A 23,474-nucleotide genomic window follows, 5' to 3' on the forward strand; every position below is an offset into this window, starting at 1 on the left:
ACCTCTAACAGCCATATGCCTACTTGCAGCGGCAAATTTTTACCAACTACTTAAAGGATTTTAATGGCAAAACCGGGACTACCCCAGGGAACAAGAGATTTTGCGTCGGAGACGGTTCGAAAGCGTGCTTACATTTTCAATAGTATCCGGAATGTTTTCGAGACCTACGGCTTCCAGCCACTCGAAACCCCTGCTATGGAAAATCTCGAAACCCTGATGGGTAAATACGGCGAGGAAGGAGATAAACTTATCTTCAAGATACTTAACAATGGACTTGATAACCCCGCCAAACATGAGGCTGCCCGTAACGATCTTGAGAAAGTGCTTGAGGGCAAATCGGTTAAATCATTTACTGAGCGGGCCCTTCGGTACGACCTGACTATTCCATTTGCAAGGTATATTGCCACCAACTTCGGTCAACTTACTATGCCTTTCAAAAGGTATCAAATACAACCGGTCTGGCGGGCGGACAGACCGCAGAAAGGTAGATATCGTGAGTTTTACCAATGCGACGCGGATGTAGTTGGCAGCAAAAGCCTGCTTATCGAAGCCGAACTCGCCAACATTTACCATTCCGTATTTAAGCAGCTTCGGGTACCCGTTGAAATAAAGATAAACAGCAGGAAAATTTTGGGTGCACTTGCAGTAGTTTGCGGAGGGCCAGACAAAATGATGGACATTACCATTGCAATTGACAAACTCGACAAAATTGGTTTGGACAAGGTGAAGGAGGAGCTGGCAGACAGGGGGCTCAACCCGGAACAGGTTACGATTATCGAGCGTTATTTATTGATTTCAGGTTCTAACACAGAACGGCTTGCTGAACTAAAGGCCCTCATTGGCGAAAACGACCTTGGGATACACGGCATTCGCGAGTTGGAATTCCTGCTGCAGTTTTTGCCCGCGACCGTTACAGACACCTTGGTAACCGACTTTACACTTGCACGTGGATTGAATTATTATACCGGGGTAATCTTTGAAGTAAAAGCAATCGATGTTCAAATTGGGAGCATCGGGGGTGGTGGCCGTTACGATGACCTTACCGGCTTATTTGGTGTGCCGAATGTGCCAGGTGTAGGTATAAGTTTTGGGGTAGACCGCATTTACGATGTACTTGATGAACTAAAACTGTTTCCTGAAAATGTGGCAACGGGAACAAAAGTGCTTTTCTTTAATATGGGCGAAGAGGAAGCAAAAGCAGCATTCAGCCTGATGCAAACGTTGAGGGAGAAAGGCATTGCTGCTGAGATATATCCCGACCAGGTTAAGTTTGATAAACAGTTTAAATATGCCGACAAAAAAGACATTCCTTACGCGGTGATCATAGGCAGCGAGGAGCTTGCGAATGAAACCTGTGTTGTAAAGTCGTTGAAACAAGGCAGCCAGCAAATATTAGCACACGCAGGGTTGGTGGACTTTGACTGGAGCTGATGGTAAACCCGTCTTATTATCACCAACATAACTAAGATGAATAGTGTGTTGCCGATGAAAGTAGTGCGACGCCGCGTCCGAATGGCTTCAGCCGGGCGGGCAACGATGACGCCCAAAGCGTTTCTGCCAGGTCCATAAAAAACATAGGGAAACCCGTTTTTTCTAGGTGTCGAGGTTTTCAAATATAACCGCCGCGCCCTGCCCTACCCCGATGCACATTGTTGCAAGCCCATACTTTGCCCTGCGTCTTTGCATTTCGTACAGTAAAGTTGTAGAAATACGAACTCCGCTGCACCCGAGGGGGTGCCCCAGCGCAATTGCGCCCCCATTGACGTTTGCGATTGCTGGATCGATACCAAGTTCTTTTAAGCAGGCAATTGACTGCGATGCAAATGCTTCATTTAGTTCTACGAGCTCAATATCGTTGATGGATAAGCCGGCGCGTGCTAACACTTTACGGGTGGCCGGCACCGGACCAATACCCATGGTAGCAGGGTCAACCCCGGCAACTGCCATACCCACAATGCGCGCGCGGGGTTTTAAACCATATCTTTTTACGGCGTCGGCCGAGGCAAGCAACATTGCTGCTGCGCCGTCGTTGATGCCGGAAGAATTACCGGCAGTTACGGTTCCATCTTTTACAAAGGCGGGCTGCAGAGCAGCAAGTTTCGCCAGGGTTGACATTCGCGGATGTTCGTCAGTCTGTACCAGTTTCTCCTGATCTGAACCCATAGCGACGGGAAGGATCTCATGATGCCACTTTCCGGCTTCCAGGGCAGCAAAATATTTCTCCTGGGAGCGCAATGCAAAATGGTCCTGTTCTTCCCGACCCACCTTCCACTGGGTGGCGATGTTTTCTGCCGTTTCGCCCATCGAGTAAGGATGAAATTTAGCGGCGAGATCCTTATTGAGGAAACGCCAACCGAGTGTAGTATCAAACATTTCGGTCTTTCTCGAAAAAGCACCATCGCTTTTAGCCATGACGAACGGTGCCCGGGTCATACTTTCAACCCCGCTGGCAATGTACAGGTCGCCATCGCCGCACGCGATTGCACGGGAAGCATCCATAATCGCCTGTAAGCCGGAGGCGCATAACCTGTTAACGGTGGTGCCGGCGACGGAGACGGGCAACCCCGCGAGTAATGCAGCCATACGGGCAACGTTCCGGTTGTCCTCCCCCGCCTGGTTGGCAGCTCCGGCAATTACGTCCTCAATGTCGTTTACGTCGACACCGGGGTTGCGTTGTACCAGGCTGCTAATGACTTTCGCAAGCAGATCGTCGGGCCGGAAAGCACTTAGGGCACCCCCATATTTGCCAATTGGCGTCCGGATAGCATCGATAATGTAGGCAGTGTGCATAATTGGCTTAGCTGTGCTGATGTTTCAATTGTATAGAATCGCAAAAACCACCCGGGTCGAAATTAAACATTAAGCACGAACCCCCTATGTGGACCGGGCTGAAATGAATATTGTTCGTGACGACTATCCGCAGGTGAACGGCTTTTAAAACATTTTGCAACCAATGTGCAAGTTCGAACCTCGTCGCAGACAGATTAGTGCAGCAGGCCTTCTTTGTACCAATTTTAACACTCTAACCTTGAAAAACAAACTTTGTGTACAATTGGCCCGACCGGGGAAACTTTAAATCGGCTTTAGGGGTTCGCGCTACGTTCCCTGCAGATTACACACTACTTTTGCATTTATGAAATCAGCAAAGAACATTCGTCATTTAACCCTTGATGAGTTGACTCAATACTTTGAGCAAATGGGTGAAAAAAAGTTTAGGGCTAAACAGGTGTTCGAATGGCTCTGGCTAAGACATGCGCATTCATTTGAAGCAATGACCAACCTGAGTAAAGAACTCAGGATTAAACTTGCAGAACACTTTACTTTACCGGCACTACAGATTGAGACGACACAATACAGCGAGGATGGCACGGTTAAAAGCCGGTTCAAAACGGTCGAGGGTTTTGCGGTAGAAGGTGTGCTTATTCCCAATGATGAACGCCAGACAGCATGTGTGTCGTCGCAGATCGGCTGTAGCCTGAATTGTAAGTTCTGCGCAACGGGCTATATCGAGCGCAAACGAAACCTTGATTTTGACGAGATTTACGATGAGGTAGTACTGATCAATCAACAAGCCCAGCGGGTTTATAGCAAGAAGTTAACAAACATAGTTTTTATGGGTATGGGTGAGCCCTTGCTGAACTATAAAAATGTGCTCAGGGCTGTAGAGAGGATTAGTTCACCGGATGGACTGGGCATGAGTCCGAGAAGAATAACGGTTTCAACTGCCGGAGTGGCTAAAATGATACGGCAACTTGGCGATGACCAGGTACGTTTTAACCTTGCGTTGAGCCTGCATGCTGCAAATGATCTGAAGCGAAATGAGATCATGCCGATTAATGAGAGCAATAACATAAAAGAGCTTATTGCCGCGCTTAACTACTTCTACGAGAAAACGAAAAACGAAATTACCTTCGAATACATCCTCTTCAAGGACTTCAACGACAGTGTTAAAGATGCAGAGGAGCTGATCAAGATTTACCGGCAGGTACCCGCCGACCTCGTAAACATTATTGAGTACAACCCGATCGACGCGGCGAAATTTGAAAAGCCCACCCAGGAAGCAACAGAACGCTTCATGAATCATCTTTCGAAAAACCGGGTGAATGCGCGACTGAGACGAAGCCGTGGAAAAGATATTGATGCTGCCTGCGGACAACTCGCAAATAAAAACTCGATTGGTGTAGATGCTTAAGTAATGATAAGGCACAAACTTATTCCGACCCTCATGTTGCCAGAGACACATGAGGGTTTTTTGTGTCTTAAAAGTATTCCCCCTATTGTTCCAGGATGACCAACCTATTTATTTTCTTTAGAAAAGCCTTATCCTACCCGTTTTCACTTTGTAAATATCTTAACAGGGTCAGCGTTCATCTGCTTTAAACCCCTGATAACTGCCGGCGTCTATCCTGCAAATAAGCAATTATGAAAAAAGTATTTTTAAGCCTGATGGCAATGACAGTAATGGGATTTTCGGCTATGGCCCAAACAGATAAAGGCCTGGCGAAAAAGGAAAAAACTGAATTAAAAGGCCACCGTGGCAAACACCAGGAAATGGCAGGCAAGTTTAAGGAACTAAACCTTACGGCAGCCCAGCAACAGGAGATGAAGAGCTTGAACGAAGATTACAAGAAGAAAATGCTGGAGTTGAAAAATAACGACGCAATTACTGTAAAGGAGCAACGCGAGCGTAGAGAAGCACTGGCAAAAGAACATCGTGCAAATGTTGAGAAGCTACTGACTGCTGAGCAAAAAGCAAAACTTACTGAAGCGAAGCCCCATAAAGGTGGAAAAGCACACAAAGTAAAAGGTGGCCGAAAAGATTTAGCCGGCTCTGAACTTAACCTTTCTGCTGATCAACAGGTGAAAATGAAAACCCTGAATGAAAGCATGAGAACCAGGGCAAGAAGTATTCAACAAGACCAGGCATTGACGAAGGAACAAAAGAAAACCCAACTTCAAACGCTTAGAAGCCAACACAAGCAGGAAGTTTCGGGCATACTTACCAGTGAGCAAAAAGAGAAAATGGAGTCTTTGAAGGATGACAGGAAAGCAAAAGCTTTATAATTTACAAACCGTTAATACTGAGCGGCAGGCCTTGTGTCTGCCGTTTTTAGTTTAACTTCGGCGGTCAATCTATTTACTGTTGGAAAACAGCAAGCAAAATTTCACTCATGCAACGTACCGATAACTTCCAGAAGTTTGTAAAGCAACCCAAAGCGGGAGCTGTTAAAGAAAAACTACGCCAGGAAAAAAGAAAAGAAAAAAAAGAGCGCGCAGCAGCCATTGAGGAGCACTACGCCCGTAAGAGGGAACAGCGTCTTGCCCAACAGGGACAACCGGTAAAACCAAAGTCCGCCGAAAAACCGGCCCAGGATAAAAAAGGCACAAGGCAGGAGAAAGCTAGTGTAACCCCGGTTTCGAAAGAAGCCAAGCCCCTCGAAAGCATGCCTCTAAACAAATATATTGCGCATAGCGGTATTTGCTCGCGGCGGGATGCAATAGAGTTGATCAAGAACCAGAAAGTGACGGTTAATGACAAGTTGATTTCTGAGCCCGGTGTAAAGATCCTCGACCATGACGTTGTTAAAGTCGAAGGAAAGAAGATAACCCCATCGCGTAACAACGTTTATATCCTGCTCAATAAACCAAAAGACTACATTACTACAGCTGAAGACCCTCAGGGCCGGAGAACGGTTCTTGACCTGGTTAAACATGCTACTACTGAACGGGTTTACCCTGTTGGCCGGCTGGACAGGAATACCTCGGGTGTACTGTTGCTTACTAATGACGGAGAACTCGCCCAAAAACTGTCGCATCCCAAGCACGAAGTAAAGAAAGTTTATGAAGTCCGGCTTGATCGTGTGCTCACAAAAGGTGATTTCGACAAACTTGCCGGTGGTATAACGCTTGAAGATGGATTTGTTGCTCCTGATGCAATTGCCTACGCTGATGCAAATGACAAAAGCATTATTGGAATAGAAATTCACAGTGGGCGCAACCGTATTGTTCGACGCATGTTCGAGCACCTGAAGTATGATGTAAAAGGACTTGACCGGGTGATGTATGCCGGGCTAACGAAAAAAAATGTTCAACGCGGCAAGTGGCGTTTTCTGTCGGAAAAAGAATTGCGTATACTGAAGTTCATGAACCAGTCTTTTGTTAAAAGCAAAGACTAAGTAGTAGTTACATCGTTGGGACCTGCTCACATTTATCTTTCCATAAACTGCATTGCCTGATTTTTTCCAGCATGCGTATCTCCCATTAATTATAATCAAAAGCCACCCGGTTGCCATTAATTCAACCGGTGATTACATTGAAATGAAGCCAGAAATTCTTTTTGAAAACGATAGTATTATTGCTGTAAACAAACCCTCGGGACTCCTGTCAATTCCCAATCGAATGGGCCAGGAAGTGTCGTTAAAAACACTTTTGCAGGATAGCCTTGGTAAAGTGTTTACGGTTCATCGCCTGGACAAAGACACCAGTGGAGTAATCGTTTTTGCAAAAACTGAAGAAAGCCATAAGCACCTTTCAAAGATCTTTGAAGGCCGTGATGTAGAGAAATACTATACCGGCGTGGTTAACGGGACGTTGATGAATAAGGAAGGAAGTATAGACGCCTCGATCATGGAGCATCCAGGAAAGCAGACAAAGATGATCATCCACAAAAAAGGCAAACCGTCGTTGACTGACTACAAGGTTATTGAAGAATTTGGCGGTTATTCATTTGTTGATTTTCGCATACACACCGGTCGTACCCACCAGATCAGGGTGCATATGCAGTACCTTGGCAACCCGATTGTGTGCGACGAGCTGTATGGCGACGGGAAGCCCATCCTGCTTTCTTCTATCAAACGCAAATTTAAGCTAAGTAAGAACGAATTTGAAGAAAGACCGATCATGAACAGGCTTGCACTCCACTCACGTCTGCTAAAGTTTAATGATGAACATGGCATCCCTCTTGAGATTGAGGCACCGCTTGCAAAAGATCTTAAAGCTTTGCTGCAACAGCTGAGAAAACACAGCCATAGCGCAAATACATCAGTTTAGTTTGGGCAGGAGGTAAAACAATAAACCCGGGCTGGAAAGCCCGGGCCGTAAAAAAAACAAAAATGAAAAGCTTTACTTGTTTGGTTGGGGAGTATACCGCAGGTAGGGTTTCACTACCTTAACCCCCTTTGGAAAACGCTTCTCAGCGTCTTCTGTGCTGATGGAATTTACAACAATAACATCCTCCCCATCTTTCCAGTCGGCTGGTGTAGCCACACTATGGGTAGCGGTGAGCTGAAGACTATCTATCACCCTCAGCACTTCAAAGAAATTACGGCCGGTGCTTGCCGGATAAGTAATGGTCAGTTTTACTTTTTTATCGGGTCCAATCACGAAAAGTGAACGCACCGTGGTTGTTTCAGAAGCATTTGGGTGAATCATACCATAGAGATTGGCAATGCTTTTATCCTGGTCAGCGATAATCGGGAACTCCACATTTACATTTTGTGTTTCATTGATGTCGTTGATCCAGCCATGATGCTTATCGATAGGATCTACACTGAGTGCAAGAACTTTTACATTACGCTTTGCAAATTCCCCCTGTAGCGCTGCAGTTTTGCCCAATTCAGTGGTACAAACCGGGGTATAATCGGCAGGGTGCGAAAACAGAACACCCCAGCCGTCGCCAAGATATTCGTAGAAATCGATTTCGCCAATAGAAGTGTTCGCTTTGAAATTTGGAGCAATATCTCCTAAACGTAAACTCATAATGTAGTTTTAAAGGTTTATAATCGCTGTGCGAAGGTATTAATATCCTACTAAATAAGTAGAGTATTGCGTAATTTAATTGTAAAAAATCGGACGGTTATATGGTCCGTGCTTTCTTTAATAGATTCTTCCCGAACTTGTTTTTGACGTCGTCGATCGCCCTATACAGTTCCGTTTTTCGCTCAACATCTTCAAACAAGTTTGCCTGTATTGGCTGGTTGGTGAGCTCACTTAATCTTACACCAAGCAATCGCACCGGTGTTCCTTTCTTATACAGCTTAGTAAACAGGTCTTTTGCAAACCTGATCAGCTCATCGTCGCGCAATGTATAATCGATGGCCATTTGTTTTGACACGGTTGTAAAGTCGGGATAGCGGAGCTTGACGGCAATACAGCCGGCAAGCTTATCATCCTGCCGGAGTTCATAACCTACACGTTCGGTCATCCGTACCAACTCTGACAGCAGAAAGGATAAATCAGCGGTATTTTCTTCAAAAGTGTTTTCCGTAGAAATTGATTTCGCTTCATGGTAAGGCGATACCGGGCTGAAATGCTTTCCCTGCGACTTTAGCCAAAGTTCCGGACCATATTTCCCAAGTAACCGTTCGAGTTCCTCCCTGCCCCGGTCACTTACATCCCTGATCGTACGGACACCGATGCCAAGAAGGGTTTGATAGGTGTGATCGCCGACACCAGGTATCTTATCTACGCTCAATGGTGCAAGAAATTCCTGCTCGAAACCGGGCGGTACTTGCAGGTAGCCATTCGGTTTTGCTTCGTTTGTAGCCATTTTCGCGACCATTTTGTTGCTGGCGAGCCCAAATGAAATTGGCAGATTGGTTTTTGCGGTAATCTCTTCCCTCAGGTTAATGGTCCACTGAAAAGGATCGAAATATTTATCCATACCGGATAAATCAAGGTAGAATTCATCGATTGATGCTTTTTCGAACAGCGGTGCTTTTGCAGCGATTATTTCAGTAACAATCCGGGAGTACCGGCTGTAATCACTCCGGCTAACATTTGTTACAATTGCATGGGGGCAAAGTTGCATAGCCTTCTTCATTGGCATTGCACTGTGAATACCAAACTTGCGGGCCTCGTAACTACATGCTGCTACTACGCCCCGTTCACTGTGGCCGCCAACAAGCACTGGTTTACCTTTGAGAGCTGGATTATTCAAAACCTCAACGGAAACAAAAAAACTGTCCAGGTCGAAGTGGGCAATATACCGTTGGGGTGTCTGCATCGGAAACGAATTTACCAAATCCAATTTGTTTTTTTCATTCCTCCTGTTTTAGCTATTTTAGTTTTAAGCCAAAACATGACTGCCGACGACCCACTTTACAAATTACAGAAGCTGGTAAATTTCTTCCAGGAATTATCTGCAGAGGAATGGTATGATTTTGCAGCGATATGGCAGCCATTTACAGCGAAGCGAAAGCTGATTTTGACTGCTGCAGGCGATACGGAAAAACACCTTTACTATGTGTTGGAAGGGGTACAAAGGGCATTTTACCTGAAGAACGACGATAAAGAAGCAACGCTGGTCTTTTCGTATGCAGGTTCTTTTTCGGGAGTTGCGGATAGTTTTCTTTTGCAACAACCCTCAAAATATTATCTCGAAACACTTACGCAAAGTTCCTTTCTCCGCACCACCTTTCTACAGCTTGACGAGTTGATGAACAAACATCAGCGGATTGAACGTTGTATCAGGATGGCCGTGAGTTATACCCTCGCAGGTGTGCTCGAACGCCAAATTGAGCTCCAGTGTTTTTCGGCGGAAGAAAAATTCAGGGTACTGTTAAAGCGGAGCCCACATGTGCTTAACCTTATCCCGCATAAATACCTGGCTTCTTACCTGGGATTAGACGCCACAACTTTTAGCAAGCTGCTGGGTAGCGTACGGCTGTAATGCAAGCCACCGCGAACTGCCGGGTGACTAAACGGGCCGTTAACGCTTAGGATCTGATCATTGATGAAGCTACCAGCATCAGGAGGTATGTTTAAGCACAGGGGTACAACCAGGATTACGTTGGGTCTTTTCTGTAAGGGTAGAATACGTTAGTTCGGATTCAGGCCAGCGTAAAAATGTTGGTGCAGGCCAAGATTTAGCTGGATAAACCGGTGCAGATTTGTTTCAAAATAAAAATTATGCAAGTTTATAAAACCTCATACCTGCTGGCCGATCTTTCGGCTACAACCTCCCAATTACTAAAAGAAGTCGAAACCGAATGGCTCAAGCTTCCTTCGGGCTCACTCGAATTTTCACCTGGACAGGGTAAATGGAATGCACTTTAATGTCTTGAACACCTAAACAGCTATGGACGTTATTACCTTCCCGAAATCGAAAAAGCTATGGCTTCAACAAAACCGGGAGCGACTTCTACAGCGGACTTTACCCCTGGATGGCTTGGCGACTATTTTACGAGGAGCATGCGTCCAAAGGCGGATGGAAAACTGAAAAAGATGCAGGCACCGAAAGGACATCAGCCAGGGTTGAACCTTGATGGCGAGGCTGTAATCAACGAGTTCCGTGAACAGCAACAACAATTGCTCAACCTGCTGGAACGGGCGAAAACAACAGACCTTAATGCAGTGAAGGTTCCAATTTCCATAGCCAGATTTATAAAACTTAAATTGGGCGATGTGTTCATGTTTTTCGTGGCGCACAATGAGCGGCACATTAAACAAGCACAAACTGCCATAGCAGGCTACTCTAATGCGAGGTTATTGCGTCGCGCCTAATCGGGGACGGAGTCAGGGATTGGTGTAGATCTCGAGCAGCCCATCAGGTAATTGAACGTGAACCTGCAACTTTTTCTTATCGATTTTTAGCAGGCTCTCCCCGTGGATAGGTATCAGTGCTTCAACACCGTTAATCATTACCTTACATAGTACCTGCATTGGCTGCTCTATAACTTCTATTACTTCACCAATGGGTTTCCCTTCGTTGATCATGGTATAGCCAAGCAGCGAGATTGGGGAAGCGGATCCGGCAAACTTGTTGAAATCTGTTTTAAGCAGCCAAACCTCTTTCTGAATCATCCGGCGTGCACTTTCTTTGCTGTTAAAACCCTCAAGTTTCAGGTATACTTCCGTATGATTCTTCAGCTTTGTACTTTCAACGAAGTATGGCAAAAAGCTGTCTTTCCGCTCTTCAACAAATATGGTTTCAAGACCTTTAAGGTCCGTTTGCTTACCAAGAGCATGTGCTAATACCACTTCGCCGGCCAAACCATAAGTGGCAACAATTTTACCTACACTGAAATAGTCTTTCATGCCTTCACGTATAAATTAAATCCGCTTCCGGATGAATTAAACTAAAATAGTCTCCAAATTGGAGACTATTTTAAATATTGTTTATAGAACTGGTTAGGAAGCGGTGGCTTCTCCTGCGGCAGGTGGTGCAGCAGCATTTCCTTTATCAGTACGACGAACCATTGGCGGAGTACGACGATTACGCTGGTTTCGACGATTTTCTTCAGTACGCTTGCGAACCTGTGCTTCATGTTCAGTGTGCCATACCTGGAACTTTTCCATCGCGGTAGCTTCGTCGAAAAGACCAAGCCCTACCCCACGTAACAAGTGTTTCAGGAAGAGAACACCCTTAAAGGACAAAATTCTACGAACGGTATCTGTAGGCTGAGCACCTTTATGCAACCAATCCAAAGCTTTTTGGCGGTCTAATTGCACTGTAGCGGGTACAGTTAATGGATTGTAAGTTCCAATCTTCTGGATGAACTTACCATCTCTTGGAGCACGGGCATCAGCAACCACGATAAAATAAAATGGTCTTTTTTTGCTGCCGTGTCTCTGCAGTCTCATTTTTACTGGCATCTTAAATAAAAATTTAAATGCGGTTATTAAATTGGTTTTTCGGAAGGCAAAAGTAAAGGATCCCGATGGAAATTCCAAAGAGATTTCCATGTGAATTTTAGCCAAAACGGCTCTTAAAGAATTTGTTTAACCTTAAGCTCGTTAGCTGTTTCGAATCCGGAACACCTACGTTTCCAAATATATGCTCCGCTCAAATATACACCCATGTTTTAAGCCCGGTTCGCCGCGCTAATCGGCGTAGGACCGCTTAAAGAATACATGTCTCCACATTCTGCGCTTCCGCATCAGTAATGACTGTAAAAGTTTTCGGGAGGTTGCCTTTATCCACATGCAATCCGTTCCGGCAATGGTTGCACACCTAAGTCAATGAGGTTCAAACAAGGATAAATTACAAAATTCAAATCTGCTGTGTCTACGGCAAAAACGTGTTTATCCGGCCTGGCAAAAAGACCGCCTAATAAATAGTTGAGCGATTATTATACTATTTAAACGCTTTACTTTTACCGGTAACTTCAATAATTGCACTTCTTATGACGTCAAAATTCAGATCTATTGTTGTTTTTTCAGTTGGAACGCTCTTCGGCATGTTCCTGATCGCTCAATGTGCTTTCAAAGACGATGAACAATCCGGTACCACAAAATACCAGGCCCAGGTGTTACCGAAATTGTATTTGCCTGAAGTTCCAAAACAAGCCAGTTTTGCCGGTGAAAGTGTTCCGCTGGACCGCTGGGAAGTTCATGAGGCATTTGACCGCGAACTGATTTACAACTACAATAATCCCGGGCACATCAGTTACATTCTCAAGCTGTCTAAACGGTATTTTCCGCTAATTGAAGAGCGGCTTAAAGCCAATAACATCCCCGATGACTTTAAGTATCTATGTGTTGCAGAAAGCAACCTGCAAAACCTGATCTCAAAAGTGGGGGCAACCGGATTTTGGCAGTTTATGAAAACCACCGGCCCCGGCTACAATCTCCAAATCAGTGAAGACGTGGACGAGCGTTACGAAGTGCGCAAGTCAACTGATGCAGCCTGCAAATACCTGAAACAGGCTTATGACCGGTTTGGAAGCTGGACCGCAGCTGCTGCATCATACAACTGTGGCATGGGAGGCTATAATGCACAGGCAACTTTTCAGCAATCCAAGTATTACTACGATTTACAACTACCTGAAGAGACCAATAAATACATCTTCCGTATCCTTAGCTTTAAAGAGCTGATGAGCAATGCCAAACAAATGGGGTATATGGTTACCGACGATAATGGCTACCGTACTATTGAGACTCGCCAGGTTGTTGTTACATCTTCGATTTCGAACCTCGCACAATGGGCAATTGATAAAGGTACAACTTACAAAATGGTCAAATTGCTGAACCCATGGTTACGCAACCGCTCACTTTCGGTTCCGGCTGGCAAGTCTTACACCATCTCTCTCCCTGCCGGCAAATAAGCCGTTGGCTTAGGACGAAGCAAGACAAATAAAAAAGCCCCGATCCAAACAGGTCGGGGCTTTTTTATAAAACAAAGGACATTATCTTCTCATGCCGGGCATTTTACCCATACCCATAGGCATCTTATTCATCATCTTCATCATTTCACGCATTTGATCAAATTGCTTCATAAATGCGTTAACATCTTCAAGGCTCTTGCCTGAACCTTTTGCAATCCTGTTCTTACGGCTTGTTCCAATATCATCGGGGTTGCTCCTTTCGTACGGGGTCATACTTTTGATGATTGCCTCAATCCCTTTGAACGCGTCGTCACTGATATCAACATCTTTAATTGCCTTTCCGATACCCGGGATCATTCCCATGAGGTCTTTAAGATTACCCATCCTTTTGATCTGTTGCAGTTGATCGAGGAAGTCCTGGAAATCGAACTGGTTTTTCCGAATCTTCTTTTCGAGTCTTTTTGCTTCTACCTCATCGTATTGTGCCTGTGCTTTTTCAACCAGGGTAGTAATGTCTCCCATTCCCAAAATCCTTTGGGCCATACGCTCAGGGTAAAACACATCGAGTGTATCAAGCTTTTCGCCACTGCTTACGAACTTGATTGGCTTCTCTACCGTGTATTTGATCGATAGTGCCGCTCCGCCCCTTGTGTCACCATCAAGTTTTGTTAGCACCACTCCACTGAAGTCGAGTCGTTCGTTGAAAGCTTTCGCCGTATTTACCGCGTCCTGCCCGGTCATACTGTCCACCACGAACAGAATTTCGTTCGGGTTTACGGCAGCCTTTATGTTTGCCACCTCGTTCATCATCGCTTCATCAATTGCCAAACGGCCCGCGGTATCGATGATGACAATATTTTTGTTTTTCGCCTTTGCCTCCTTTATTGCATTGAGTGCAATTGAAACGGCATCTTTGTTTTCGCGTTCAGTATAAACATCAACGCCTACCTGGCCGCCGAGGACCATAAGCTGGTCAATCGCCGCTGGACGGTAGATGTCGCACGCAACCAGTAAAGGGCTTTTTCCCTTTGCTTTTAAAAAACTAGCGAGTTTACCGCTAAAGGTTGTTTTACCACTTCCCTGTAACCCGGCAATAAGCACCACAGCAGGACTACCCTTTGTATTGAACTCGCTTTCGGTGCCGCCCATGAGTTCGGTTAACTCGTCTTTTACGATTTTAACCATCAACTGGCTTGGGCTAACCGCATTAATCACCTTGGTGCCAAGGGCAATCTCTTTTACTTTGTCAGTAAACTCCTTTGCAATCTTGTAGTTTACATCGGCGTCGACCAGGGCTCTACGGATCTCTTTGATCGTTGCAGCCACATTAAGTTCTGTAATCTTCGCTTCGCCTTTTAGATTCTTAAAGGCGGTATCCAACCGATCACTGAGTGATTCAAACATCTATAGCTCTGTTTACTTAATTAAGGAATAATGAAGGCTGTCCTATGCTCCAGGACAAACCAGGGAAACAAAATTAAATACTTCTCGTTCATTCCAAGCGAACGAAAAAGATTTATTGAACGAGGTTAAATCCCGGAAGGGTTAGGCACGCCGCCAACTGACACGGAGAACAACGGCATTGCAAACCATGCTCTGTGATCAGATTGGCCTCCCGGGTTTTTAGGACTTGGTCAGGCATTATCGCTGCCTAAAGATGGAAACTACAAGTGAGTGACACCCGTCCGAACAGGGTTCATTAGGACGGAGAACAATGTACCACAACGAACATAAGTTTGTCACCAAAAACTGCGTGGTTTCGCGATTGCTTCAAGCCAGGTGTTATCCCAGATAAACCTTAAGCTGTTTGCAGCGTGACGTATTACGAAGCTTGGTGATCGCCTTATCTTTTATTTGACGTACGCGTTCACGGGTCAGGTTGAAACGTGCGCCAATGTCTTCAAGGCTCAGCGGATGATCGACTCCAATGCCAAAGAAGTAGCATAGCACCTCTTTTTGGCGTTCGGTTAAGGTACATAATGATCGCTCAATTTCCTGGCGCAGCGACTCGAAGTATTCAAGCTTTACATCAGTTTTCTCAGCGTTCGGATTGGTGAGGATGTCGATGAGCGTATTTTCTTCACCATCAGCCAGGGGGCTATCCATGCTGATGTGGCGGGTAGACATGTGAAGGGAGGCCGCAACTTCTTCGATCGGAATTTCAAGGAGATCAGCCAGTTCTTCGGTTGTTGGCTCACGCTCAAATTCCTGTTCAAGCTGCTGGTAAGCTTTACTGATGCGATTGGTGAGCCCTACCTTATTTAAAGGCAGGCGAACAATCCTGCTTTGTTCAGCAAGCGCCTGAAGTATACTTTGGCGAATCCACCAAACAGCATAAGAAATAAATTTAAATCCGCGTGTTTCATCGAAACGTTGTGCGGCTTTAATCAAGCCAAGGTTTCCTTCATTGATCAGGTCAGGAAGGGTAAGGCCCTGGTTTTGATATTGCTTTGCTACAGAAACAACAAAGCGGAGATTTGCTTTTGTTAGCCGATCCAGCGCAAGTTGATCGCCTAACTTAATTCTAACTGCTAGCAGTACTTCTTCTTCGGGTGTGATCAGGTCAACTTTACCAATTTCCTGCAGGTACTTTTCCAGGCTTTGAGACTCACGATTGGTAATTGATTTCGTGATTTTAAGCTGACGCATACTCATAATGGCTGGTTTTGGGTGGTTATAGGGTAGTTTTGTTTACACGAAGTATTGGTCTTGCGAGGTATTCGCAAATTTGCTTAGCAATTTAAGCAATACTTGAACTAAAGCCAAAAAATTTTCCCAATTTGGAAAAATGGTAGATTGTCGTAAAGTACACAGTAGAAAGCCTTTATAATTTATCTATTTCTCGCATAAAAATTCAGCCCTAAATTTTCTAATTTTCTAAGCCGGATGATCAACTTTCCTAAACCGTGCTTAGCAGCGATAAAAAAATATTTTTCGGTATAAATATTTTTATATCATTGCAGACTTCGATTTGGAGTCAAATGAATCTGTATGAGTAAAAAGCAGTTATACACTTTGGAATATCCGGTAAGGTGTTCACCCAGCATCTTATTTGAGTTTCTCTCAACTCCTGCCGGCCTTGGTGAGTGGTTTGCTGATAAAGTGGATGAAAATAAAGAACATATTTTCAGTTTTAACTGGAACGGTACAGAAGAAAAAGCACAGCTCGTCGAAAAACTGGAAGACAAATTTGTACGCTTTCACTGGTTACATGCTCCTAAAGAAGAATATTTTGAATTTGAAATTCAAAAATCAGAAGTCACCAACCAGACTATCCTAATTATAAAAGATTTTGCTGAGAAGAAAGAAATCGCCGATCAAAGTCAATTATGGGAATACCAGGTAAAAGATCTTTTTCACCGGATAGGCAGTTAGTCTTTATTAAGCACGATCAATAGCTTTTTAAACGCCGTAAACAGGAAATGCTCCGCTTCAATCCACTGGTCCAATGATAATTTGGTTGCGATTTTCAGGAATCGAGCCTGTTCATCAATCGGGAACCCTTGCTTAATTTCCGTATAATTTTCCTGACCAAAATGGTGGTCCCACTCCCCTGCTCCGTTCGATATAAACCAACCTTCGAACTCACCCGCCTCCACCATCGACTTTAGTACCGGGTAATACTTATCTAGGTGTTCTCCTGACAATTGCAGTGTAATGCTGAAGAAATTGCCCCACCAGAAAAATGTTCGTATTGCGCATACATCCAAACGGGAGAATATCCTCGGCTGATCAAGCATTACATAAGGTAAACCCAGGTAATTTTCACCCCTCGATATTTTGGGGGATATCGCAACCAGTTCGGAGGATGTTCCGGCCAGCTCGCAGCCGTATCGTTCACTCAGTTCGCCGAAAAGTGCATACACTTTTTGAATGATGCGGTTCTTTGTTAAAATAACTTCGCTGTTTGTGACCAGCTCCAATTCGTATTTTGAAAGCATTACTTTTGTTTAAGTTAGCACCGCCTATGTGGTAAACAGCCTGCAAAGTGATTAAAAAACTCGACTCTTTAATTATACGTTCTTTCATTGGTCCTTTCCTTGCAACCTTCCTCATCTCGCTGTTTGTATTGGTCATGCAATTTTTCTGGCTTTACATCGACGACCTCGTTGGTAAAGGACTTGACTTTTTAACCATTGCAAAACTCACTGGTTTTGTAGCCGCCACAGCGGTTCCACTTGCGTTGCCTTTGTCGTTGCTATTGTCCTCTATTATGACTTTCGGAAACCTGGGCGAGAGCTTCGAACTTGTTGCCATTAAATCAGCTGGCATACCCCTGCTCAGGTTTATGCGACCGCTCCTGATTGTTGCTATCCTGATCGCAGGCGTCGCCTTCCTGTTTGCCAATAACATTATACCTGTTGCCAACCTGAAACTGAATACCCTTAAATACGATATCATCGTTTCAAAGCCGGCTTTCGATATTAAGGAAGGTGTTTTTTACGACCGTATAGAAGGTTATGTAATCAAGATTGGCAAAAAAGACAAGGATGGCAGCACCATTCGTAATGTGGTCATTTACGAGAAAAATTACGGGTTGCAGGATTACAGCCTTCTTGCTGAAAGTGGAACGATGAGCGTAACCGCCGATAAGCGCTTCCTGGAGTTTAATTTAAAAAATGGCTGGCGCTACCAGGAGAAAGGTAATCGCCAAACAACAAATACCGAATTCATACGGCTGGGTTTTAAAGAATACAAGAAAGTACTTGACCTGAGCAGTTTTAAGATGAATAAAACTTCGGATAGTGTGTTCAAAGATAATTTCAAGATGCTAAGTCTCCGGCAACTGAACAAAGCAATTGACTCATTAGATAACTTCAGCCGGGTTTATAAAACAAGGGCAAAGCAGGAAGTCTCACCTTACTTTGGCTTTGCAAAATACCAGGATACCGGTTGGACCAAAATAAACACCAGGTCACTAAAGCAGGTAAAAAGTTTCGACCAAGTTTTGCCAGACTCCGTAGAATCCTATATCTACGACAGGGCACTCTCGCAAATCAATTCTGCCCGGTCAAACGTCGACATGCTTGCAGAAGACTATAAGGTTAAGCAAAAAGACTTTCGTTATTACCTGATTGAACGACACCGGAAACTCACCCTATCGGTAGCATGTATTGTACTGTTCCTGATTGGCGCCCCGCTTGGCTCAATCATCCGTAAAGGCGGCCTGGGAACTCCATTGGTTTTTGCGGTTATCTTCTTCGTGATATTCCACCTTTTCAACACTTTCGGGGAAAAGTTTGTAAAAGAGAACGTCATGACCCCTTTTGCGGGAATGTGGCTATCCACTGCGGTGTTAATTCCTATTGGTATCTTCCTTACCTACAAGGCCATGAGGGATTCGCAGTTGTTTAACCAGGAATTTTATCATCGTACGTTCAAGCAGTTCAAAACCTACCTCAGCAACTTCAGGCAACGTAAAACCGCCAATACATAGATCCACAATGATAGGAAGGCGCAACGAGAGCCGCCGAATATCGTTGAAAGGCAAATACGCCCCTATGGCACCCAGTCTATCAGCGTCTGACTGATAATTTGTTAGCCAAGGCAACATCTTGTTTCCACAACGTAAGGTCTATAATTGGCTCAGCCTCTGCCATATTCCCAAAACGAAAATAAGCAGAGGCTGATGGATGGCTAAGGCGCAATCTTGCAGCGAAAGTAGCAAACTCGCGCTAATGTGTTGTTAACAGAAAGCAAACTTATTATTCTTTTAACTACTATTTTATGCTATAGTCTGTAAGCACCTGGCTTTGCACAATGTCTGCAGCTCCGGGAGGTGTAACAATGAGGTCCCCTTTTATTAAACCGATACCACCGGCATAGTAAAAGTCGCCCTGACCGATCTTAAAAGCAAGGGCGCCAGCCGAAAACTTTACATGCACAACATTCTTATAATTTTTTCCGCTTACGGTTTGTTCGATCCCTTTTGCCTGGATTGTATACGTGAGGGTGGCCGGAACCAACTGGCCCAGGTACGGAAGATTTTGCGTTGTGGTCCAGGTATCGCCGACCTTCTGATCACCTTTTAAATAAAGCTCTTCAATGGTTGCATTACCAAGTGCCTGAAGGACGCCAAATCGGTAATAGTCATTTCCGTCCTTCCGGAAATAATTGTTTACACCATTCGAATTGCTCAACACCCGGTAAGTTTTGCCCTGGGCAACAGTGTCTCTCCCCGTCATGGTTAGCACCGAAGTACCGCCTGGTGTATTTTGATAAGTCCACGTGCTACCAGTTGTCAGTGGCTGAAAGTCGTTAGAACCTGTCGTTTCATCTTTTTTGCAGTTGGTAAAAAGAAGCATGCTGCATCCGGCAACCAGACTTAACTTTTGAAAGATACTGTTCATAATAAAAGTATTAATCCTCACGAATTTAGACCAGAGTTTTTACTTCAACATTAAAAAAATCACAAGGCTGGCAGCTCATGCTGTTTATATAGTGACCCCGCGGGCAAAAATGCTATCCATTTGTGACTATATTCGCCGGTAACATTTTTACTTAAATATTCAACTATGCAAGCCTGGACGGAATACCAAACCCGCAATAAAGAACGGTTTTTAGACGAGCTCTTAAAGTTGCTGCGCATTCCCAGCATTAGCGCCAGGAGCGAGCATAAAGAAGATATGATCAGGTGTGCGGATGCGGTAAAAGAACGATTACAGCACGCCGGTATCGATAAGGTTGAGATTTTTCAAACAGCAGGACATCCCATTGTTTACGGCGAGCGTGTTTACGACTCCTCGAAGCCAACCGTGCTCGTGTACGGGCATTACGACGTGCAACCAGCAGATCCCCTTGAGCTATGGCACAGCGGACCTTTCGAGCCGGTAATTAAAGACGGAAAAATTTATGCTCGCGGCGCCTGCGACGACAAAGGGCAGTTCTACATGCACATCAAGGCGGTTGAAACGATGGTTCAGACCAACTCGTTGCCAACAAATGTTAAGTTCATCATCGAAGGCGAAGAGGAAGTAGGGAGTCCTAACCTGGGCGACTTCATCAGGGAGAACAAAGCATTACTTGCAGCCGATGTTATTCTTATCAGCGATACCGCCATGCTCAGCCTGGAAAACCCAAGTATCGACGTGGGAGTTCGCGGCCTCACCTATATTGAAGTTGAAGTGACCGGGCCAAACCGGGACCTGCACAGTGGCGTATACGGCGGTGCAGTAGCTAATCCAATTACTATCCTGGCAAAGCTCATCGCCAGCCTGCACGACGAAAACAACCACATCACCATTCCGGGATTTTACGACGATGTCGTTACGTCCAGCGATGCCGAACGTGCCGAAATGGCTAAAGCACCCTACGATGAAGAAGAATATAAAAAAGACCTTGGTGTAAATGAACTGTGGGGCGAAAAGGGTTACACAACAAATGAAAGAACGGGCATCCGGCCAACCCTTGAAGTTAATGGCATATGGGGAGGCTATACAGGTGAGGGTGCAAAAACGGTTCTGCCATCAAAGGCATTTGCAAAAATCAGTTGCCGGCTGGTGCCCAATCAAAAAAGTGCTGACATCACCGAATTGCTGATCAATCACCTGAATAAGATTGCCCCACCTTATGTAACCATCAAAGCAGCTGAGCACCACGGGGGCGATCCTTATCTTACTCCTGTCGACAGCATCGAATACCAGGCAGCAGCAAAAGCAATTGAAACGGCTTTCGGCAAGTCCCCAATACCGGTCCGTGGCGGTGGCAGCATCCCGATTACGGCCTTATTCGAAAGTGAACTTGGACTAAAAACCGTTTTTCTAGGGTTTGGTCTCGACAGCGATAACCTGCATAGTCCTAACGAAAAATACGACCTGGCAAACTTTTACAAAGGCATCGAAACAATTCCGTATTTCCATAAGTACTTTGCCGAGCTCAAGCAAACAACATAGTAGATACACGAACGCGCGTTTTTTTGGTACCGGCAGCAGATACTTTGATGAGGCTTTGCTTGCGACGCTCCGTTCAACAGCAAAAAACATGGCAACATTTTTTTGTACATTAGGGTAGCATAGTTGCTTCTTGAATACGATAAGAAGGCAGCTTTCCAGGAATGCATATTGTTCAAATGATCCGTGATGGCAGAACAGAAAGAGAAACTTAGAATTGACAAATACCTATGGGCAATCCGCATCTTCAAAACACGTAGCCTCGCAAGCGAGGCGTGCGATAAAGGCAAGGTGCGGTTTCAAACGAATGGAGTTAAAGCATCAAAGCCGGTAAATGTTGGCGACGAGTACGAGATAAAAACTGAAGCAAGGAAGTGGGTGATAAAAGTTACCGCACTGCTGCACAACCGGGTACAATACAGCGAAGCAGTCAACCATTATATCGATCTTACACCAACGGAAGACCTTGAAACAGCAAAAGTTTCGGCAGCAGCATTCCATACAGGTAAGCGACTGAGTAAAATTGGTCGACCCACCAAAAAAGAACGCCGCGACCTTGATGAATTTACTTCGGAAGACGATTAACGGGTGCCTGGCTAAACAAACAAGAACTATGGGCTTAGCAAAAATTTTCTTTTTTATATCAGCCCTGGCATGCGCCAACTATGGCAATGCTCAAGTAACAGATTCTGCTGCGCGGTCACCAGATAGCAGCTTTGCTAAGGTAGACAAAGAAGCGAGGTTCCCGGGTGGAGCAACCGGGTGGCAAAAGTATCTTGAACACAACCTCAGGGCCAGCCTGGCGAGCAAATACATCCGGGTTAAACGAAAAGAAGCTGGGGCTCAACAAACGGCCGTTGTTCAGTTCCTTGTAAACACCGATGGCTCCATATCGAACGTAAAAACAGTTAACGTTGGTGCTATCCATCCTAAACTGGCAGCAGAAGCCGAACGCGTCATCAAGGCAGGACCCAAGTGGATACCGGCCGAACAAAATGGTAAAAAGGTGCTCTACCAGGCGATACAAAACATCATTTTCCAGGTTGGCCGATAAGCGCGTTAAGTTTGTGATATGAAAATCGACATTATCAGTGTTGTTCCTGCGCTTCTTGATAGCCCGTTTTCCCACTCAATTTTAAAACGTGCCAATGAACGCGGACTCCTAAACGTTAACGTGGTAAATCTTCGCGACTTCAGTACCAACAAACAAAAACAGGTAGACGACTATCAATATGGTGGGGGTGCAGGAATGGTTATGATGGCCGAACCACTAGCAAACGCAATAGACCATTTACAGCAAACCACCCGCTACGACGATATCATTTACATGACACCCGATGGAACCACCTTTAATCAACAGATGGCCAACAGGCTGTCAATGAAAGAAAACCTGTTGATTATATGTGGGCATTACAAAGGCATTGATGAACGCATCAGGGAACACTATATAACAATGGAAATTTCCATTGGCGATTTCGTTTTAAGCGGGGGAGAATTGGCAGCCGCCGTTATTGTTGATGCCGTTGGCCGCCTTATTCCAGGGGTTTTAAACAACGAGACCTCTGCCCTATTCGACTCTTTCCAGGACAACCTGCTCGCACCACCCGTGTATACCCGCCCGGCTGAATTCAAAGGTTGGAAAGTACCCGATGTACTTCTGCAAGGCGATCCTAAAAAAGTAGATGATTGGCGGCATGAACAGTCACTATTGCGTACCAAAAACAGGCGCCCTGACCTCTTGCAAAATGATTGATTGAATTTCAACAAACGGGTTTCATCAAACCGCAGCCGCAGCAATGGCGGAACTGCTTACATTAGTTTGACAGCAGAAGGACTCTTCATTTCTCTATGATCCTCAACCAACTTGCAGCAATAAAACGCCTGTAGTTTGTTGATTTGCTAACTGCCGGTGCATATCCGAGGGTACAGGCCTGCGTACAAAAACAGATAACAGCTACAATCCTATCACACATAAAATCAAAAAATTCTGTCGGATTGGGGCATATCAAAGTCTTCTGTAGCACCATACCGATTACAAACTGGCGTATCTTTGAAAGACAATAATCCATACCCTAAGAAGATTCACTTGCTGAAGGCCCCCGTTTTATAATCCGGATATTCGAAAAACTAGACAATCCAACAATCCTATAAAAAGCAGATCGCATGAAGCAAATTCCGGCGACCGTATCTGGTTAAAGGAACAAAAAAAATTAATCCCGCATTCATACGGGATTTTTTTATGCTTCGCCACTTTCGTTTTCATGTTCAATGTACAGTGTTGAGAACAGTGGTTCGGGCCAATGCTTCTCCTGTTGTTCCAGCCCGCTTTACTGCTTTTATCTCCACCTGGCTTTATTGTGTAACAACTAACCAAAATCAACAAAATTGTCTTTTTTGAGCGTAATCACAAATAGTCTTATTTTCTAACATGTTTGGAAAGAGATTTGTAAAGTAGAACCGTCGTTGCTAACCGACCGCGTGTACTGCGCCTTATTCAATATCCTATTGAACCGCTCCATTCTTCTCTGGGAAACCTTAA

22 protein-coding genes and 2 pseudogenes are annotated in these 23,474 nt (G+C 44.9%); 15 read left to right on the forward strand and 9 right to left on the reverse strand.

What is annotated here, in order from left to right:
• Positions 1 to 63 precede the first annotated feature (63 nt).
• Positions 64 to 1,431 carry a histidine--tRNA ligase gene (gene hisS / locus EXU57_RS12520; protein WP_133268559.1) on the forward strand — a complete coding sequence of 456 codons (1,368 nt, stop codon included), beginning with the start codon at positions 64 to 66 and terminating at the stop codon, positions 1,429 to 1,431.
• 162 nt (positions 1,432 to 1,593) lie between these two features.
• Here the strand turns inward: hisS and EXU57_RS12525 are convergent, their stop codons facing one another.
• On the reverse strand, positions 1,594 to 2,790 hold the full coding sequence (locus EXU57_RS12525) for an acetyl-CoA C-acyltransferase (protein ID WP_133268560.1): 1,197 nt from the start codon (positions 2,788 to 2,790) through the stop codon (positions 1,594 to 1,596).
• A gap of 343 nt (positions 2,791 to 3,133) precedes the next feature.
• Between EXU57_RS12525 and rlmN the strand changes: the two genes are divergently transcribed.
• The 4 genes from rlmN to EXU57_RS12545 all read left to right on the forward strand — a co-directional run bounded on the left by rlmN (position 3,134) and on the right by EXU57_RS12545 (position 7,050).
• Entirely contained in the window at positions 3,134 to 4,192 is a 1,059-nt protein-coding gene (rlmN, locus tag EXU57_RS12530) for a 23S rRNA (adenine(2503)-C(2))-methyltransferase RlmN (RefSeq protein ID WP_133268561.1), read from the forward strand.
• 230 nt (positions 4,193 to 4,422) lie between these two features.
• Complete coding sequence (locus EXU57_RS12535) at positions 4,423 to 5,064, forward strand: hypothetical protein (RefSeq protein ID WP_133268562.1); 642 nt, start codon at positions 4,423 to 4,425, stop codon at positions 5,062 to 5,064.
• Positions 5,065 to 5,171: 107 nt separating this feature from the next.
• A complete protein-coding gene (locus EXU57_RS12540; protein WP_133268563.1) occupies positions 5,172 to 6,176 on the forward strand; it encodes a pseudouridine synthase in 1,005 nt (334 codons plus the stop codon).
• Positions 6,177 to 6,318: 142 nt separating this feature from the next.
• The gene (locus EXU57_RS12545; RefSeq protein WP_133268564.1) at positions 6,319 to 7,050 is read left to right on the forward strand and encodes an RluA family pseudouridine synthase; all 732 of its coding nucleotides are present in this window, start codon (positions 6,319 to 6,321) and stop codon (positions 7,048 to 7,050) included.
• A gap of 72 nt (positions 7,051 to 7,122) precedes the next feature.
• Here EXU57_RS12545 and EXU57_RS12550 read toward each other — a convergent pair whose 3' ends face one another.
• Positions 7,123 to 7,758 carry a peroxiredoxin gene (locus EXU57_RS12550; RefSeq protein ID WP_133268565.1) on the reverse strand — a complete coding sequence of 212 codons (636 nt, stop codon included), beginning with the start codon at positions 7,756 to 7,758 and terminating at the stop codon, positions 7,123 to 7,125.
• Positions 7,759 to 7,855: 97 nt separating this feature from the next.
• Positions 7,856 to 9,004 (reverse strand): DNA polymerase IV, encoded by a 1,149-nt coding sequence (gene dinB / locus EXU57_RS12555; RefSeq protein WP_133268566.1) that lies wholly within the window; start codon positions 9,002 to 9,004, stop codon positions 7,856 to 7,858.
• Positions 9,005 to 9,079: 75 nt separating this feature from the next.
• On the opposite strand from dinB, the gene EXU57_RS12560 reads away from it, so the two are divergent.
• From EXU57_RS12560 to EXU57_RS12565, 3 genes and pseudogenes are all read left to right on the forward strand, one after another.
• Positions 9,080 to 9,670, forward strand: coding sequence for a Crp/Fnr family transcriptional regulator (locus EXU57_RS12560; RefSeq protein ID WP_133268567.1), 591 nt, complete (start codon positions 9,080 to 9,082; stop codon positions 9,668 to 9,670).
• Between the two features lie 239 nt (positions 9,671 to 9,909).
• Positions 9,910 to 10,056, forward strand: a complete 147-nt coding sequence (locus EXU57_RS25110; protein ID WP_165958124.1) for a hypothetical protein — start codon at positions 9,910 to 9,912, stop codon at positions 10,054 to 10,056.
• Positions 10,057 to 10,068: 12 nt separating this feature from the next.
• A pseudogene (locus tag EXU57_RS12565) lies at positions 10,069 to 10,503 on the forward strand (DinB family protein); the annotation flags it as partial.
• 12 nt (positions 10,504 to 10,515) lie between these two features.
• On the opposite strand, the gene rimM reads toward EXU57_RS12565, so the two are convergent.
• Together rimM and rpsP are read right to left on the reverse strand one after the other, a co-directional pair.
• Positions 10,516 to 11,037 carry a ribosome maturation factor RimM gene (gene rimM / locus EXU57_RS12570; protein WP_133268569.1) on the reverse strand — a complete coding sequence of 174 codons (522 nt, stop codon included), beginning with the start codon at positions 11,035 to 11,037 and terminating at the stop codon, positions 10,516 to 10,518.
• A 318-nt stretch (positions 11,038 to 11,355) separates the two neighbouring features.
• Positions 11,356 to 11,595: pseudogene (rpsP, locus tag EXU57_RS25885) on the reverse strand (30S ribosomal protein S16); the annotation flags it as partial.
• Positions 11,596 to 12,125: 530 nt separating this feature from the next.
• On the opposite strand from rpsP, the gene EXU57_RS12580 reads away from it, so the two are divergent.
• Positions 12,126 to 13,046, forward strand: coding sequence for a lytic transglycosylase domain-containing protein (locus EXU57_RS12580; RefSeq protein WP_133268570.1), 921 nt, complete (start codon positions 12,126 to 12,128; stop codon positions 13,044 to 13,046).
• 81 nt (positions 13,047 to 13,127) lie between these two features.
• Here the strand turns inward: EXU57_RS12580 and ffh are convergent, their stop codons facing one another.
• Together ffh and EXU57_RS12590 are read right to left on the reverse strand one after the other, a co-directional pair.
• A complete protein-coding gene (gene ffh, locus EXU57_RS12585) occupies positions 13,128 to 14,450 on the reverse strand; it encodes a signal recognition particle protein (RefSeq protein WP_133268571.1) in 1,323 nt (440 codons plus the stop codon).
• A gap of 378 nt (positions 14,451 to 14,828) precedes the next feature.
• Positions 14,829 to 15,701, reverse strand: a complete 873-nt coding sequence (locus EXU57_RS12590; RefSeq protein ID WP_207955471.1) for an RNA polymerase sigma factor RpoD/SigA — start codon at positions 15,699 to 15,701, stop codon at positions 14,829 to 14,831.
• Positions 15,702 to 16,037: 336 nt separating this feature from the next.
• On the opposite strand from EXU57_RS12590, the gene EXU57_RS12595 reads away from it, so the two are divergent.
• Positions 16,038 to 16,421 carry an START-like domain-containing protein gene (locus EXU57_RS12595; RefSeq protein WP_133268572.1) on the forward strand — a complete coding sequence of 128 codons (384 nt, stop codon included), beginning with the start codon at positions 16,038 to 16,040 and terminating at the stop codon, positions 16,419 to 16,421.
• Here the strand turns inward: EXU57_RS12595 and EXU57_RS12600 are convergent.
• A complete protein-coding gene (locus EXU57_RS12600) occupies positions 16,418 to 16,987 on the reverse strand; it encodes a hypothetical protein (RefSeq protein WP_133268573.1) in 570 nt (189 codons plus the stop codon). The genes EXU57_RS12595 and EXU57_RS12600 overlap by 4 nt on opposite strands.
• A gap of 47 nt (positions 16,988 to 17,034) precedes the next feature.
• On the opposite strand from EXU57_RS12600, the gene EXU57_RS12605 reads away from it, so the two are divergent.
• Positions 17,035 to 18,483 carry an LptF/LptG family permease gene (locus tag EXU57_RS12605; protein WP_133268574.1) on the forward strand — a complete coding sequence of 483 codons (1,449 nt, stop codon included), beginning with the start codon at positions 17,035 to 17,037 and terminating at the stop codon, positions 18,481 to 18,483.
• Between the two features lie 283 nt (positions 18,484 to 18,766).
• Here the strand turns inward: EXU57_RS12605 and EXU57_RS12610 are convergent, their stop codons facing one another.
• Positions 18,767 to 19,396, reverse strand: coding sequence for a hypothetical protein (locus tag EXU57_RS12610; protein WP_133268575.1), 630 nt, complete (start codon positions 19,394 to 19,396; stop codon positions 18,767 to 18,769).
• A gap of 165 nt (positions 19,397 to 19,561) precedes the next feature.
• Between EXU57_RS12610 and EXU57_RS12615 the strand changes: the two genes are divergently transcribed.
• The 4 genes from EXU57_RS12615 to trmD all read left to right on the forward strand — a co-directional run bounded on the left by EXU57_RS12615 (position 19,562) and on the right by trmD (position 22,688).
• Positions 19,562 to 20,938: a dipeptidase gene (locus EXU57_RS12615; protein ID WP_133268576.1), complete on the forward strand. Its 1,377-nt coding sequence runs from the start codon at positions 19,562 to 19,564 to the stop codon at positions 20,936 to 20,938.
• Between the two features lie 186 nt (positions 20,939 to 21,124).
• Entirely contained in the window at positions 21,125 to 21,520 is a 396-nt protein-coding gene (locus EXU57_RS12620) for an RNA-binding S4 domain-containing protein (RefSeq protein WP_133268577.1), read from the forward strand.
• A 28-nt stretch (positions 21,521 to 21,548) separates the two neighbouring features.
• A complete protein-coding gene (locus EXU57_RS12625) occupies positions 21,549 to 21,989 on the forward strand; it encodes an energy transducer TonB (protein WP_133268578.1) in 441 nt (146 codons plus the stop codon).
• Positions 21,990 to 22,007: 18 nt separating this feature from the next.
• Entirely contained in the window at positions 22,008 to 22,688 is a 681-nt protein-coding gene (gene trmD / locus EXU57_RS12630; RefSeq protein ID WP_133268579.1) for a tRNA (guanosine(37)-N1)-methyltransferase TrmD, read from the forward strand.
• The last annotated feature ends 786 nt before the right edge of the window (positions 22,689 to 23,474 follow it).

This window comes from Segetibacter sp. 3557_3, assembly GCF_004354985.1.
Lineage (GTDB): Bacteria > Bacteroidota > Bacteroidia > Chitinophagales > Chitinophagaceae > Segetibacter.

What these genes read in the sequence shown, in the direction of transcription:
- hisS (WP_133268559.1), top strand. Translation starts at nt 64, where the DNA reads ATGGCAAAACCGGGACTACCCCAGGGAACAAGAGATTTTGCGTCGGAG.
- EXU57_RS12525 (WP_133268560.1), bottom strand. Translation starts at nt 2,790, where the DNA reads ATGCACACTGCCTACATTATCGATGCTATCCGGACGCCAATTGGCAAA.
- rlmN (WP_133268561.1), top strand. Translation starts at nt 3,134, where the DNA reads ATGAAATCAGCAAAGAACATTCGTCATTTAACCCTTGATGAGTTGACT.
- EXU57_RS12535 (WP_133268562.1), top strand. Translation starts at nt 4,423, where the DNA reads ATGAAAAAAGTATTTTTAAGCCTGATGGCAATGACAGTAATGGGATTT.
- EXU57_RS12540 (WP_133268563.1), top strand. Translation starts at nt 5,172, where the DNA reads ATGCAACGTACCGATAACTTCCAGAAGTTTGTAAAGCAACCCAAAGCG.
- EXU57_RS12545 (WP_133268564.1), top strand. Translation starts at nt 6,319, where the DNA reads ATGAAGCCAGAAATTCTTTTTGAAAACGATAGTATTATTGCTGTAAAC.
- EXU57_RS12550 (WP_133268565.1), bottom strand. Translation starts at nt 7,758, where the DNA reads ATGAGTTTACGTTTAGGAGATATTGCTCCAAATTTCAAAGCGAACACT.
- dinB (WP_133268566.1), bottom strand. Translation starts at nt 9,004, where the DNA reads ATGCAGACACCCCAACGGTATATTGCCCACTTCGACCTGGACAGTTTT.
- EXU57_RS12560 (WP_133268567.1), top strand. Translation starts at nt 9,080, where the DNA reads ATGACTGCCGACGACCCACTTTACAAATTACAGAAGCTGGTAAATTTC.
- EXU57_RS25110 (WP_165958124.1), top strand. Translation starts at nt 9,910, where the DNA reads ATGCAAGTTTATAAAACCTCATACCTGCTGGCCGATCTTTCGGCTACA.
- rimM (WP_133268569.1), bottom strand. Translation starts at nt 11,037, where the DNA reads ATGAAAGACTATTTCAGTGTAGGTAAAATTGTTGCCACTTATGGTTTG.
- EXU57_RS12580 (WP_133268570.1), top strand. Translation starts at nt 12,126, where the DNA reads ATGACGTCAAAATTCAGATCTATTGTTGTTTTTTCAGTTGGAACGCTC.
- ffh (WP_133268571.1), bottom strand. Translation starts at nt 14,450, where the DNA reads ATGTTTGAATCACTCAGTGATCGGTTGGATACCGCCTTTAAGAATCTA.
- EXU57_RS12590 (WP_207955471.1), bottom strand. Translation starts at nt 15,701, where the DNA reads ATGAGTATGCGTCAGCTTAAAATCACGAAATCAATTACCAATCGTGAG.
- EXU57_RS12595 (WP_133268572.1), top strand. Translation starts at nt 16,038, where the DNA reads ATGAGTAAAAAGCAGTTATACACTTTGGAATATCCGGTAAGGTGTTCA.
- EXU57_RS12600 (WP_133268573.1), bottom strand. Translation starts at nt 16,987, where the DNA reads ATGCTTTCAAAATACGAATTGGAGCTGGTCACAAACAGCGAAGTTATT.
- EXU57_RS12610 (WP_133268575.1), bottom strand. Translation starts at nt 19,396, where the DNA reads ATGAACAGTATCTTTCAAAAGTTAAGTCTGGTTGCCGGATGCAGCATG.
- EXU57_RS12615 (WP_133268576.1), top strand. Translation starts at nt 19,562, where the DNA reads ATGCAAGCCTGGACGGAATACCAAACCCGCAATAAAGAACGGTTTTTA.
- EXU57_RS12620 (WP_133268577.1), top strand. Translation starts at nt 21,125, where the DNA reads ATGGCAGAACAGAAAGAGAAACTTAGAATTGACAAATACCTATGGGCA.
- EXU57_RS12625 (WP_133268578.1), top strand. Translation starts at nt 21,549, where the DNA reads ATGGGCTTAGCAAAAATTTTCTTTTTTATATCAGCCCTGGCATGCGCC.
- trmD (WP_133268579.1), top strand. Translation starts at nt 22,008, where the DNA reads ATGAAAATCGACATTATCAGTGTTGTTCCTGCGCTTCTTGATAGCCCG.